Origin of the sequence: Rhodococcus sp. DK176, assembly GCF_038447315.2 — a bacterium.
Taxonomy (GTDB): Bacteria; Actinomycetota; Actinomycetes; order Mycobacteriales; family Mycobacteriaceae; genus Rhodococcus_F; species Rhodococcus_F jostii_A.
The window spans coordinates 4,307,582-4,320,768 of sequence record NZ_CP118321.2; the positions used below are offsets into that span (position 1 = coordinate 4,307,582).

Here is a 13,187-nt window from a genome sequence, read left to right on the forward strand (position 1 = left end):
GTCTCAACCGCGGGTCGCGGACCACGTGAGCACCGCAGACGCCGCGACGGCGCTGACGGTGCGCACGTGGTTCCACCCAGTCCATCCCGACACGTAGTCGCGCCAGTACGCCGCCGAGTCGGCCGCGGTGGGGTCGATCGCGTCCAGCGCGTTGTTGTGCGGCACGTGGTAGACGATGGTCAAGACGATCCCCACGAGATACAGCGCGCACGCGATCACCGCGTAGACGGCCGAACCGTCGTGCCGCACCACACTGACGACCGCGAGCACGATCGACGTCAGTGCGGTGCCGAACAACGCCGTCATGAACCAGAAGTTCGGCGCCTCGCGGTTGATCGCCTGCATCGCCGCGATGCCCTGGGCCGGTTCCAGGCGACCGAGCCCGGTCATGATGAACGTGGAGAACGCGAACATCACGCCGCCCACCACGCCGGCGCCCACCGCCGTGACGATCGTCAGATAACGCTCCATCGGTCAGACCCTCCAGGCACCGGCCGCTGCCGCGGCACGGACGTAGTCGGTGAAGTCGCGGGGCGCGCGCCCCAGTGCGCGTTCCACCCCGTCGGTGAGTGATGCGTTGCGCCCGTCCAGCACTTCGTCGAACAGGTAGGTGAGCAGGCCGATCGCGTCGGACGGTACCCCGTGCCCGGCGAGTTCCGTCGAATACTCTTCGGAAGTGACTGGTGTGTACCGGATTTCGCGACCCGTTGCCTCCGAGATCTCGGCGACGGCGTCACCGAACGACAACAATCGTGGCCCGGTCAGTTCGTACAGTTCGCCGGCGTGACCGTCCCCGGTCAGTCCGGCGACGGCGATCTCGGCGAGATCGTCGGCGTCGACGAAGGGTTCGAGCACGTGCCCGTCGACGGGCAGTGCGAGCTCGCCCGCGAGCAGTGAGTCGAGCATGAAGCTCTCGCTGAAATTCTGGCTGAACCAACTGGACCGGAGGATCGTCCACTCGGCTCCCGCCTTGCGGATCGCGAGTTCGCTGCGCTCGGCCTCGGTTTCGCCGCGACCGGAGAGCAGGACGAGTCGCCGGGCGCCGTTCGCGACGGCCAGGCCCGCGAATTCCTCGACGACCTCCGCCGCTCCCGGCACCGCGAGATCCGGGTAGTAGGCGATGTACACCGAGGTGATTCCTTCCAGCGCAGGACGCCACGTGTCCCTGTTCTCCCAGTCGAACGGGGGACGGCCGGAGCGGGAACCGCCCCGCGCGGGTACTTCCGCGGCGGCGAGCCGGGCGAGGACGCGGCTGCCGATCTTGCCGGTGCCGGTGAGGACGAGTGTGTGCGGTGTCGTTGTCATGTCTTTCAGTCAAGACGCCGGCGCTGAGACTTTCCATGGCTGAAACGCGCTGATCCATACGCGAGCGTCTACGCTGGATGTGTGGATCCTCTCGCCGGTCTCATCAGTGGTCCCCGCGCCGCAGGCGCGTTCGTGCTCCGCTCGATCATGGAACCGCCGTGGTCGCTGCAGATCGACGACCACGCGCCGCTCAGCCTCGTCGCGATGGGTCGGGGCGAGGCGTGGATCCTTCCGCACACCGGCGACCCGGTGCAGCTCACCGAGGGTGACGTCGCGATAGTTCGCGGACCCGAGCGCTACGTCGTCGCCGACCATCCGGACACCCCGCCGCACGTGATCATCAACCCCGACCAGAGTTGCACGACCCTCCGCGGGGAACCACTCGCCGAGGCGATGGACCTCGGCGTGCGTACCTGGGGAAACAGTGCGGACGGCCGCACGGTCATGCTGACCGGGACGTACCAGACCCCGGGCGAGATCAGCATGCGACTGCTGACCGCGCTCCCCGAACTCGTCGTGCAGCGCCGCGCCGACTGGGACTCGCGGCTGGTCACCCTCATGCACGACGAAGTGGTGCGGGACGAACCCGGACAGGAAGCGGTGCTCGACCGCCTGCTCGACCTGCTGCTGATCGCGGTGCTGCGCGCCTGGTTCGCGCGGCCGGCGGCCGAGGCGCCGTCGTGGGTGCGGGCGCAGAGCGACCCCGTGGTCGGCAAGGCGATGCGCATCCTGCAGAACAACCCTTCACGCCGGTGGACCGTGGAGTCGCTCGCCGCGGAAACCGGCATGTCGCGGGCAGCCCTCGCACGACGGTTCACGGACCTCGTAGGAGAACCTCCCATGACGTTCCTCGCCGGCTGGCGGCTGTCCCTGGCAGCGGATCTGCTCCGCGAACCCGACGCCACGGTCGCGTCGGTGGCCCAGCGGGTGGGGTACGGGAGCGGATTTGCGCTGAGTGCGGCGTTCAAACGCGTGCGCGGAATGAGCCCCAAGGAGCATCGTGAGATGGCGGGGAGCAGATGAGTGTATTACGGCACAGTGCCCAAAGACACACCGGATTAACTTGATCTTGTTTGCCTTGCGTACGACCCTGGATGGTAGGGAATTGTCGGCGAGAGGACCGGATCCGGAATGTGGAACAACTCTCAAGCACGGGGGCTGCGTAAGCGGTCGGCCCGTCAGCGGCACAACCCGCTACTCCGACGCTCGGACCGGATCGAGAACATGCTCACCCTCGCGGTCGTGGTGCTCGCGTTCGCGATGCTCCCTCTGGCCATCCTCGTGGGTGCCCGGACCATCGACAGTCAGCTGACGCTGGCGGAGAAGCAGGTCGCGGACTACCGCACCGTCTCGGCCACCACGCTCGCCGACTCCACCGGCGTGTCCGTCACCTCCGACGTCGCACCGTCGGGCGTCGACACCGCCCCCGCCGAGTGGACGTGGGGCAACGAAACCCGCCACGCCGACATCACCGTCGACCCCGCCACGCCTTCGGGAACGAAGGAAGACATCTGGGTCAACGCCGACGGCAACCTCACCACCGAACCGATGTCGCCGTCCGCGGCACGAGTCGCCGGCGTGATCGCCGGCCTGTTCACCTGGTTCGCGGTGATGATGATCGCGCTGTCCGGCTTCCTCGTCTGCCGCGCCTCCCTGAACCGCGCCCGCGACGCGCAGTGGGACCGCGACCTCCGCCAATTCCTGGATTCGACCACCCGGCACTGAGCTCGCTCAGCTGATCGAGCCCCTGAACTCGACTGCCTGCTGCGCAGCCTGCGTGGTGACGGCGATGTCGGCGACCGGGTAGACGTGGAACTCGAAGAAAGGTCCGAATTTCGTCGGACCGTCCAAGATGTCGTTCGGGTCATCCGCCTCGACGAAAGCGAATCCCCCGGTTCCGTCCAGACGACCGAGGAAATGATGGAAGGTCGCCCCTTCCGCCGGCGTCCATCTCGCGAACACTTCCAGGCTCCGCCGCGCAGCTGCCTCGTTCTCGGCGGCGGACCCACCGTCACGCAGCGTCCAGGTAATCACGTATTTCATCGCACCCTCCCGGGGGTGTGCCGGGATCAGCTCGCAGGGATCGCGCCGAGCTGCTGAAGGAATCCGAGTGTGTCCCACACCTGCCAGGTCTCGGCGATCTTGCCGTCGGCCAGCCGATGGATCGAGATCGCATCCACTCGGATCTTGTTTCCGGTCGGCGGAATCCCGTTCACCTCACCGACGTGCGTTCCCGTGCCCGTCCAGCGCACGACGACGCGGTCGCCGGCCGAGAACATCTCCTCGATGGTCCAGTGCCCGTCCACCCCGTTCTGATAGACCGAGATCGCCGCAGCCATTCCCGCGGGACCCGGCCCACCCGGGACCTGGGGATCGTGCATCTCGTGGTCGCTGCTGAACAGCTCCTCCGCTATCTCGTTCTTCCGATCGTTGTTCATCTCCTCGTAGAATCGACGCACTACCGCTTCTTCCGCAGAACCCATGACAACCTCCGGCGCATTCGAGTGACACGGCCGTTCCGGTCGTACTTCGAGCATTCCACCGCCGGAAAGGGAACGGAATGTTGCTGAGCACGCCGAATGACCCGGGCCGTCGAGCGGAGGAGTGATGGGCGCGGAGTCCCGACTACGTGATCTGGGGCTGGTGCTGCCCCACGCCGTCCAGCTGCCGCCGGGGGTGGAGTTGCCGTTCAGCTGGGTACGCGTGCACGGCCGCAGAGTGCTGGTGTCCGGTCACGGGCCGCTCGCCGAGGACGGCACACCCGCCGGACCGTTCGGGTCCGTTCCCGCCGACGTGTCGGCCGCCGATGCCACACACTCCGCCCGGCTCACCGCCCTCGCGGTGCTGGCGGGGGTTCGCCGCGCGGTGGGCGATCTCGACCTCATCGGTGCGTGGCTCACCGTCACGGGGTTCGTCAACGCCGAGCCGGGCTACGACCAGACGACCGCGGTGCTCAACGGGTTCTCCGAGGTGGTGCTCGACGTATTCGGCCCGGCCGTCGGCGACCACGCCCGGACGGCGATCGGGGTGGCCGCGCTGCCCCTGAATCTGCCCGTCGTCGTGGCCGCCGAACTCGAGCTCGCCTAGCCCAGTTGCGGAACGACCTCACTGGCGACCAGTTCCAGGTGGTCGAGGTCGCTGAGATCGAGGGTCTGCAGGTAGATCCGCTGCGACCCGGCCTCGGCGTAGCGGCCGATCTTGTCGACGAGCTCGGCGGGCGACCCGGCGAGTCCGTTCTCGCGCAGCTCGCTCACTTCGCGTCCGATGTTCATGGCGCGTGTCGCGATCTCCTCCTCGGTGCGCCCGCAGCACAGGACGAGCGCGTTGGAGTACACCAACCTGGTGGGGTCGCGATCGATCGACTTGCACGCGAGCCGGACCCGTTCGAACACGTCCCGCGTCTCGTCGACGGACTGGAACGGGACGTTGAACTCGTCCGCGTACTTCGCGGCCAGCGCTGGCGTCTTCTTCTTGCCGGTGCCGCCGATCAGGATGGGCGGACCCTGCGGCTGCCGCGGCTTCGGGAGTGCGGGCGAATCCTTGACGGTCAGGTGCGTCCCGTCGTAGGAAAAGGTCTCACCGAGCGGAGTGCGCCACAGCCCCGTGATGACGGCGAGGGTTTCCTCGAGCCGCTCGAACCGCTCCTTCAGCGGCGGGAAGGGGATGCCGTACGCCTGGTGTTCCTCCTCGTACCAGCCGGCGCCGATGCCGAGGTCGACGCGGCCGCCGCTCATCTGATCGACCTGCGCCACCGAGATCGCGAGCGGTCCGGGATGCCGGAACGTCGCGGACGTGACGAGGGTGCCGAGGCGGATCGTGGACGTCTCACGGGCGAGACCCGCCAGCGTGATCCACGCATCAGTCGGTCCGGGAAGGCCCTCGGTGTTCATGGCCAGGTAGTGATCGGACCGGAAGAACGCGCCGTATCCGAAACGTTCGGCGGCCTGCGCCACCGCCAGAAGATCGTCGTAGGTGGCACCCTGCTGGGGTTCGGTAAAGATTCGCAACTCCATGTGAACCACTCTGCCCGATCCGTGATCGGTACGCTGATTTCATGGCCAAGATCCCACTGAACCTGCCGAAACCGCTGGCCGACAAGCTGCCCGACGCGTTCGGGGGCTCCGGCGCCGGCGTGGTGCCGGTGGTCCGGCTGCAGGGGATGATCGCGTCCGGCGGAGCGGGTTTCGGGCGCGTGCTGAGTGCGGAATCGGTCGAGGAACCGCTGCGCCGCGCGTTCACCACGCACGGTGCGAAAGCGGTGGCGCTGCTGATCAACAGTCCCGGCGGGTCGCCGACGCAGAGCGAATACATCGCCGCCCGCATCCGTCAGCTCGCCACCGAACACGAACTGCCCGTACTCGCGTTCTGCGAAGACGTCGTCGCGTCCGGCGGCTACTGGCTGGCCTGCGCGGCCGACGAGATCTACGCGACCGCCACGTCGGTGGTCGGCTCCGTCGGTGTCATCTCGGCGGGCTTCGGGTTCTCCGAACTGATCGACCGCCTGGGCATCGAGCGGCGGCTGCACTCGGCCGGCGAGGCGAAGGCCCGCCTCGACCCGTTCTTCGCGGAGAAGTCCGAGGACGTGCAGTGGCTCGAACAGATCCAGGAAGGTATCCACGACGAGTTCCGCGACTGGGTGGTGGGCCGCCGGGGGGACAAGCTGAAGGCGGACGGGGCCGAGTTGTTCAACGGCGACGTCTGGCTGGGGCGCCGCGCCGTCGAGCTCGGCATCGTCGACGGGATCGGCACGCTGCGCGAGGTGGTGGAGAAGCGGTTCCCCGACGCGACCCTCGAGATGACCGGGCCGCGCCGCTCGTTGTTCGCGAAGCTCGGGCTGCCCGCCGCGAGCTGGGACGAGGTGGCTGCCGCGATCGTCGGTGCGGCCAGTGCCCGCGTCGCGTGGTCGCGGTACGGGCGGTAACTACTTCGGCACGACGACCCCGACCGGGCCTGCGCCGATGCACAGCGACAGGTCCGGGGTCAGGGTGCTCACCCGCACGCTCTGCCCGCCGCCGGTGAGCCGCACGAACACCGAATTCGGGCCGCGCTGCACCGGCACCCGCACCGGGCTGCCGACCTCCATCGCGACGGCGATCTCACCGTCCGCGGTGGCCATGTAGTTGAGCTGCGCAGTCCACTCCCAGCCGGTCAGCGGTCCGTCGAGGGGGAGGGACACGAAACTGCGCTGATCCACCAGGTTCCCGCAGTCGGGGACGGGTCCGGGCTCGATCGCGCGCACCCACGTGACCTGGGCGTCGACCACCGAACCCGCGTCGTCGATCATCCGGAGGTCGGGGGTGCTGTCGGAGAACGCGGGGCGGTCCCGCAGCGGAGCGAACACCCGGCTCACCAGATTGTTCGGGTACGCCACCGGCAACAGCACCCAGATGGACGCGGGCTGCTGGAGGATCGGCGCGTCGTCCCGTTCGGCGAGCGACGCACGCGCGGTCGCGAGGTAGGCCGTGGTCGGGTTCTCCTCCCAGCTGCGGGTGAACGTGTATGTCGACCACAGGCTGCTCGCGACGAACGCGACCACGGCGGTGACGGCCACCAGCGGCCGCACCCGGACGGGGTCGGCGCGTCGGCGGGGTGCACGGGCGATCACCGCGACGCCGATCGCGAGGATCACGGCGGTGTCCGTGAAGTAGCGCAGCGTCTGCGCGAGTTCGTAGGTGGTGTCCGCGCCCCAGCGGGTGACGACCATCGCCGTCACCGACAGCAGAAAGTACGCGGCCGTGAGGATCCACACCCAGCCGATGCGGCGCTTCAGCCGGACCGTCGCGACGACCGCCGCGACGAGGACCACCCAGCCGACCACCTCCAGCGCCGTCGACGGGGAGGCCCACGGGGGACTCGGAATCCACCGGTCCCACGTCCACGGCCCACCCACGAACGTGGGCAGCAACCCGAGCGACGTGCCGTGGTGGAACAGTTCGAACGCGCGCGACGCGCCCGCCCATTCCCACTGCGACGCGACGGTGGAGACATAGAACGCCGCCCAGACCGCCAGCACCGCCGCCGACGGGACCCAGAGGGCCGCACCTCGCCGCAGCGTCGACCGCACCGGCCGCTCCCGCTCGCCGACGTATGCGAGCAGCGCCACGGTCGCGAACGCGACGAACGGGACCACGACCGACTTCTCGAAGAACAGCAGCGACGCGATCAGCACGAGCGTGCCCGACACCGCGTACCGCCGCCGCCCGGTGCGGCACAACTCGAGGGCGTCGCGCGCCACCCACGCCAGCGCGATCTGCAGCGGCAGTGCGTTGAGCGCCGCCGCCCACCAGGCGAAAGCCGGCACGGTCAGCGGAGAGAACAGATAGATCGCCAGCGGAACCAGCAGGACCGGACGCAGACCGAGAATCGTGCGAAGCAGCCGGAAGACCGCATACGACGCCACCGCCTGCAGCGCGATCATCGTCAGCATCGGCAGGATCCACTCGTACGGCGCCAACCGCGTCGCGATACCCGCCACCAGGAAAGCGCCGGGCATGAGGTGACCGTCGTGGTCGTAGAGCAGGAGGTCGGCGGAGAGCAGGGGGAGGCTTCCGCCGCGCCCGGCGAGGATCAGATCGTCCCAGTAGAAGTCGCTGTTCGCGGCCACCCACGTCCGCACGAGAAGTTGCACCACGACGAGGGCGGCGGCCACCTGGAGGACACGGGCGGGCCCGAGGTGCCACCGCGATCCGACGTCGTCCGTCATCGTTTTCCGAGATTACAGATCAGGTGGAACCAAACCGCGCCGGGCTGCGTCAGATCAAGTGTCGGGGCATTTTCGCCCCGGCACAGGTGGGGGAGACGACGGCCGGTCCGGAGTTCTCGGGTCGCTTCGCGGGCGATCCGAACTGGAGGGGTAATTCCGGGCCGAGCCGTCGGTCACCGAGACCGATTTGTTCACCGAGCTGCGATGTCAAATTCATCCACCGTTGTGGACCGTTCATCAGAAGCTGTCAACAATCACGGATTCCCATGCGCTCTGACCTGTGTATGAGCACTACTCACACTGTCCATAACTGTGTATGAACCTGTGGAAACTGTGGATAACTCCGCATTTTCCGTGGTGCAGCTCACACATTCTCCCCAAAAAGGACGATTCGGTCGTGGGCTGCCCGCATTCGCGGGTCGTGACAGAATCGGCAATGTGAAGTGGGTGCGGAGGGGATGAGCGTCGTCGTTCAGGTGTGCGCGCGGTGCGCGGCTCGGTGGCCGGTCCTCGGCTCCCCGGCGCAGTGGTGCCCCCGTTGCCACGGCGTGCTGCTCGCCCCCGTCCGCACCGACCAGCACCAGCCACCCGCGAGCCGGGGATTCCGCTGGATCGCGCGATCCCCGCTGCGGCGGAGTGGCCTCGCGGCCGAGCCGCCGGCGCCGAGCCCCACCCCGCACTACACCGAGATCCCCCGCTGGGGACTCCACGATCACGTCGAGACCGCCGCTACGCGGCGCGACTGGCCGGAACTGCTCGCCGGCAAGGCGGCCTTCTTCCTCACCCTGACCGCCGGTCTGTACGCGTTCGCCGTGATCGCCGAACTGGGCCGGTACGCCGTCCTCCTCCGCAACCGCACGCGGCTGATCGACCCCACCCTGCTCGCCGTGTCCGACATCGCGGTGTTCCTCGGCCAGGCCGGCGGGATGCTCCTCGCGCTGCTGTCGGGCATCGGCGGTGTGTGCTGGTTGCTGCGGATGCGTCGCCGCACGTTCGCCCGAGCCAAGACGTCCGACCCGCGCACCCCTACCGAGGTGATCGTCGGTTGCGCGGTGCCGGGCCTGAACCTGGTGATGCCGGGGGTATACCTGCTCGAGGTGATTCGCCGCGACCCCCGCGCCGTCCTACTGGTCCGAGCCTGGTGGAGCCTGTGGATTTTCGGGGCGGTGCTCGTCGTCTTCAACTGGTTCTGGCGGTCCAGGCCCGGACTGCAGGCCATGGCGGACGGTGTCCTGCTGGCCGCCTTCACGGCGCTGGTCGCCTCCGCGACGGCCGTACTCGCACTGATGGTGCTCCGACGACTCGAGGGCCGGACGCTGAAGGGGGCGAAGGAACCCGTCACCCGCTGGGTGATCGCCACCGACCCGCCGCCGCAGACGGACGCGGAGAAGTCCGCGGAGAAGACGTCCGAGGCCGGCGACCGGGAAGCCGTCGCATCGTGAGCCCCGACCGGCGCGGACCCCTGGTCGTGGCGCACCGCGGCGCCTCGGCGGCCATGCCGGAACACACCCTCGCGGCGTACGAGCTGGCGCTGGAAGAGGGCGCGGACGGACTCGAATGCGACGTGCGGCTCACCCGCGACGGCCACCTCGTGTGCGTCCACGACCGCACCGTCGACCGGACGTCCACCGGAACCGGCGTCGTCAGCGAGATGACCCTCGAGGAGCTCGCGGAGTTCAATTACGGCACCGAAGAGGAGCCCGCCGAACTCCTCGAGCTGAGTGCGCTGATCGCGCTCACCCTGGACTGGTCGGCGCGCCCGGTGAAACTCTTCATCGAAACCAAGCACCCCGTGCGTTTCGGCGGCCTCGTCGAGAGCAAGGTGCTCGCCGAACTGCAACGCTTCGGCATCGCCGCACCGCCGTCCGCCGACCACTCCCGCGCCGTGGTGATGTCGTTCTCCGCCGGAGCGGTGTGGCGGATCCGCCGGTCGGCGCCGATGCTCCCGACCGTCCTGCTCGGCGAATCCGCCCGGTACCTCGGCGGGGGAGCCGCGACCACCGTCGGCGCCACCGCGGTCGGTCCGTCGGTGAAGACGCTGCACGAACACCCGGACATGGTCGACAAGGCCGCCGCCGCAGGACGAGCCACCTACTGCTGGACCGTCGACAACCGCAGCGACGTCGAACTGTGCCGCGAACTCGGGGTCAGCTGGGTGGCCACCAACCACCCCGGCCGCACCAAGAAGTGGCTGGCGTCCTGACCGGACCGGCGTCGGCGTGTAGGTTTTGGCGTCGTGGCAAAGAAGAGCAAGAGAAACAGTGGTCCGAAGCCCGGTAGTGCCCGCGCCGAGAAGCTCGCGCAGCGGCAGGCGGAACGGGAGAGCGCCGCAGCGGCCGTGACCCGGCCGTTCGAAGGCCTCGCCGCCGAATGCGATCTGGTGGCGCTGCGCGAGTTCGTCCCGTCGGCGACCGCCCCGCTGCCCGTCAAGGATTCGTCCCGTCCGGTGACCCTCGCGACCGTGCTGCCCGGTGCCGTCGCGGCGCTGGTCCGCGACGAGGGCGACAGTGCAACCGGGTTCGTCGGTGTGCAGGTCCAGGCGCATTCCGCGGATCTCGGCGCCGATCTGGCCGCCTCCGTCGCCTGGGTCCGTGACGCCGCGGCCGGCGAATCGCTGACCTCCGCCAACCCCGGATCCGACACCCCGGCACTGGCCGACGTGATCGACGCGGACGCACCGCTCGACATCACCGTGCACCAGGATTTCAACTGGTGGATTCCCGAAGGCGTGGAGCCGGCCCCCGAGGTCGCGACCACCGTGCAGCACGCGAATGCGGCGATCATGCCGTCCGCGCGCGTCGAGGCCGAAGGTGTCGTCGCGGCGTGGTGGGTCGATGCGGGAGAGAAGGCGCACATCCGCTGGGTGCGCCCGGAGAACGAAGACGATCTGATGCTGGCTCTGGCGCGCGTGCACGCGACCGGCGGCCTGCACCTCGGTGAGGGTTCGCGCTACGCGGGGTCGTTCCGGACACACGGCCTGCTGGTCCCGGTGTTCGACCTGGACCGCGAAAAGCATGCGAACGAGTGGGCGGCCGCCACCGTCGAACTCGGTCAGCGACTGGCCGAAGCGCTCGCCGTCGACGCGCCGCTGACCACCGAGGAGCGTCGCGCCCGCGACGGACTGCGCGGCCGCCAGGTCACGTTGCGATAGGCCCTACGGGCCCGTGAGTGGTTGAGGAGTGCAGAGACTCGTCAACCCCTCACGGGCGGCGGAGCCGCCTAGATGGAACCACCGGCCGCGTGCGGTGCCCCGGACGTGTCTGCGGGGCCGCTCATCTCGCGCGCGACGAACTCCTCGAGATCGAACAGGTTGCTGCCCGCGCGGTCGGCGATGGTCAGCAGCGTCGTCATGCTCGCGACCTCCTCGACCTGCTCCTTGAGGAACCACTGCATGAACTGCTCGCCGAGGTAGTCGCCCTCCTCGCGGGCGGTGCTCGCCAGCTGCACGATCTGCTCGGTGACCGTCTGCTCCTGCGTCAGGGCGAGGGCGATCGGCTCGCGTGTGTTCTCGAACTGGCCCTTCGCCGCGTCGACACCCGACAGTTCCACGGAGATGTCGCGGTCGAGGAAGTACTGGACGATCATCATGGCGTGGTTGCGCTCTTCGACGGCCTGCTTGTAGAAGTGCTTGGCCAACTGCGGCAGGTCCGCATTGTCGAAATAGATGGCAGTCGCGATGTACTGATGTGACGCGTTGAATTCGTTGCGAATCTGGTCGTGGAGCAGAGCGTGGAATTTCGTCTTGTGCGCGTCAGCGGAAGTCATGAAATGGATAATATCGCTGGTCAGAGCGGGTGTCATCCAAGTTCAACCTAATTTTGGGAAGCGTTCCCAAACTAAAGTCAACCTAATTTCGGGACCATTCTGATGTCATTTTCCTAACCTGAGCTGGCGGCGGAGGCTCGACGGGAACGGGGCAAACCACGTCGGCGGGCGCCCGCCCGTGTATAAAATTCACAGCGTTCCGACGGTGCGGAGGGGCAGGCACATGTTGAGACGATTCGGTACGTGGCTCGCGTTGATCCTCGGTGCCCTTTTCCTGGGGGCGACCATTCCCGCCCCGGCGCAGGCCGAACCGTTGTATCCGTGGCCGGATCCCGACCCCTTCTATCTCGCTCCGCCCGACCTCGGGGTCCTTCGTCCCGGCGACGTCGTCCGGACGCGGCGGATCGACACCTGGATGTACGCGAACTCGGACGGGTGGCAGATCGCGTTCCGGTCGACGAACTCGACGGGGCATCCGATCCTGGCCGTCACGACGGTGCTGCTTCCCCGCGGTGTCGCGAATCCTCCGCTCGTGTCGTATCAGGCGATCGTGAATTCGCTCGGAACCAAGTGCGCCCCGTCGCGGTCGTTGTTCAATCTGGAACTGCAGGAGTCGCCAGGCCTGTATCTGGGTCTGCAACGCGGCTGGGCGGTCTCGGTGCCCGACCATCTCGGCCCGACCGGCGCGTACGGTGCCGCGAAACTCGGCGGCATGATCACCCTCGACAGCGTCCGGGCGGTGCAGCGGGTGGCCGAACTGGGGTTGTCGCACAGCCCGGTGGCGCTCGCCGGATATTCGGGTGGGGGAATGGCCAGTGCCTGGGCCGCCGCGCTGGCCCCGAGTTATGCGCCGGAGCTGAAACTCGACGCGGTGGTGGCGGGTGGGATTCCCGCGGACCTCGAACAGATGGCCCAGGGCCTGGGCTTCAATCCGCACCCGGGCTTCGGGCTCGCGTTCGCCGCCGCGATCGGCTTGGAACGCGAATACCCGGACCAGCTACCGATTTCGTCGCAGCTCAACGAGACCGGGCTGTGGCTGCGCGAGTGGATGTCGAACGAATGCCGCCGGTTCCTCCTGTTTCACGGCGCCTTCCGCAGCGCCGGACAGCTGGCGGCGTCGACCAGTCTCATGGCGAGTTCGGGTGCGCATCAGGTGTTGCGCGACAACAGTCTGCGGTATTTCGAGGGTGTCCCGACCGCGCCTCTCTACCTGTGGCACGGCACGCTCGACGGGCTGACACCGTTCGATTCGGTTGCCGAGACCGCGCACCGCTATTGCGCTGCAGGCGCCAGACTGACGTTCGTCCCGTACGAGATCTCCGAGCACATGACGACGGCAGTGGTGGGCTTTCCGGACGCGTACGAATACGTCGCCGCGCGGTTCCGCGGCGAACCGGCGCCCACCCGCTGCTGA

The 13,187-nt window shown here is 68.2% G+C and carries 15 protein-coding genes; 8 read left to right on the forward strand and 7 right to left on the reverse strand.

Translation table 11 applies throughout. From position 1 onward, the window contains the following. Positions 1–3: 3 nt before the first annotated feature. The gene (locus PSR88_RS20420; protein WP_011596530.1) at positions 4–471 is read right to left on the reverse strand and encodes a DUF1772 domain-containing protein; all 468 of its coding nucleotides are present in this window, start codon (positions 469–471) and stop codon (positions 4–6) included. A 3-nt stretch (positions 472–474) separates the two neighbouring features. Further along, positions 475–1,305 carry an NmrA family transcriptional regulator gene (locus tag PSR88_RS20425; RefSeq protein WP_016884399.1) on the reverse strand — a complete coding sequence of 277 codons (831 nt, stop codon included), beginning with the start codon at positions 1,303–1,305 and terminating at the stop codon, positions 475–477. Positions 1,306–1,386: 81 nt separating this feature from the next. On the opposite strand from PSR88_RS20425, the gene PSR88_RS20430 reads away from it, so the two are divergent. Beyond that, positions 1,387–2,328, forward strand: coding sequence for an AraC family transcriptional regulator (locus tag PSR88_RS20430; protein ID WP_016884400.1), 942 nt, complete (start codon positions 1,387–1,389; stop codon positions 2,326–2,328). A 108-nt stretch (positions 2,329–2,436) separates the two neighbouring features. Further along, entirely contained in the window at positions 2,437–3,030 is a 594-nt protein-coding gene (locus PSR88_RS20435) for a hypothetical protein (protein ID WP_016884401.1), read from the forward strand. Between the two features lie 6 nt (positions 3,031–3,036). Here PSR88_RS20435 and PSR88_RS20440 read toward each other — a convergent pair whose 3' ends face one another. After that, entirely contained in the window at positions 3,037–3,348 is a 312-nt protein-coding gene (locus tag PSR88_RS20440) for a DUF3303 domain-containing protein (RefSeq protein ID WP_005562556.1), read from the reverse strand. Positions 3,349–3,374: 26 nt separating this feature from the next. Then, entirely contained in the window at positions 3,375–3,788 is a 414-nt protein-coding gene (locus tag PSR88_RS20445; RefSeq protein WP_020476862.1) for an ester cyclase, read from the reverse strand. 124 nt (positions 3,789–3,912) lie between these two features. On the opposite strand from PSR88_RS20445, the gene PSR88_RS20450 reads away from it, so the two are divergent. Next, complete coding sequence (locus PSR88_RS20450; RefSeq protein ID WP_016884403.1) at positions 3,913–4,392, forward strand: RidA family protein; 480 nt, start codon at positions 3,913–3,915, stop codon at positions 4,390–4,392. On the opposite strand, the gene PSR88_RS20455 is transcribed toward PSR88_RS20450, so the two are convergent. Next, positions 4,389–5,318 carry an LLM class F420-dependent oxidoreductase gene (locus tag PSR88_RS20455; protein ID WP_011596535.1) on the reverse strand — a complete coding sequence of 310 codons (930 nt, stop codon included), beginning with the start codon at positions 5,316–5,318 and terminating at the stop codon, positions 4,389–4,391. The two genes, PSR88_RS20450 and PSR88_RS20455, sit on opposite strands and share 4 nt — an antisense overlap. Positions 5,319–5,359: 41 nt before the next feature. On the opposite strand from PSR88_RS20455, the gene PSR88_RS20460 reads away from it, so the two are divergent. After that, positions 5,360–6,226, forward strand: a complete 867-nt coding sequence (locus tag PSR88_RS20460) for a S49 family peptidase (protein ID WP_009477096.1) — start codon at positions 5,360–5,362, stop codon at positions 6,224–6,226. Here PSR88_RS20460 and PSR88_RS20465 read toward each other — a convergent pair whose 3' ends face one another. Beyond that, complete coding sequence (locus PSR88_RS20465) at positions 6,227–8,008, reverse strand: hypothetical protein (protein ID WP_016884404.1); 1,782 nt, start codon at positions 8,006–8,008, stop codon at positions 6,227–6,229. Positions 8,009–8,466: 458 nt separating this feature from the next. Here PSR88_RS20465 and PSR88_RS20470 point away from each other — a divergent pair, with 458 nt between their 5' ends. The 3 genes from PSR88_RS20470 to PSR88_RS20480 are packed head-to-tail and all read left to right on the forward strand — an operon-like array spanning position 8,467 to position 11,159. Continuing rightward, positions 8,467–9,450, forward strand: a complete 984-nt coding sequence (locus tag PSR88_RS20470; RefSeq protein ID WP_016884405.1) for a DUF4328 domain-containing protein — start codon at positions 8,467–8,469, stop codon at positions 9,448–9,450. After that, entirely contained in the window at positions 9,447–10,211 is a 765-nt protein-coding gene (locus PSR88_RS20475; RefSeq protein WP_009477100.1) for a glycerophosphodiester phosphodiesterase, read from the forward strand. Before PSR88_RS20470 ends, PSR88_RS20475 begins: the two co-directional genes overlap by 4 nt. A 33-nt stretch (positions 10,212–10,244) precedes the next feature. Beyond that, on the forward strand, positions 10,245–11,159 hold the full coding sequence (locus PSR88_RS20480; protein WP_011596540.1) for a DUF5926 family protein: 915 nt from the start codon (positions 10,245–10,247) through the stop codon (positions 11,157–11,159). Positions 11,160–11,227: 68 nt separating this feature from the next. Here PSR88_RS20480 and PSR88_RS20485 read toward each other — a convergent pair whose 3' ends face one another. After that, entirely contained in the window at positions 11,228–11,773 is a 546-nt protein-coding gene (locus PSR88_RS20485; protein WP_029539686.1) for a ferritin, read from the reverse strand. A 223-nt stretch (positions 11,774–11,996) separates the two neighbouring features. Here PSR88_RS20485 and PSR88_RS20490 point away from each other — a divergent pair, with 223 nt between their 5' ends. Next, positions 11,997–13,187: a lipase family protein gene (locus tag PSR88_RS20490; RefSeq protein ID WP_009477103.1), complete on the forward strand. Its 1,191-nt coding sequence runs from the start codon at positions 11,997–11,999 to the stop codon at positions 13,185–13,187.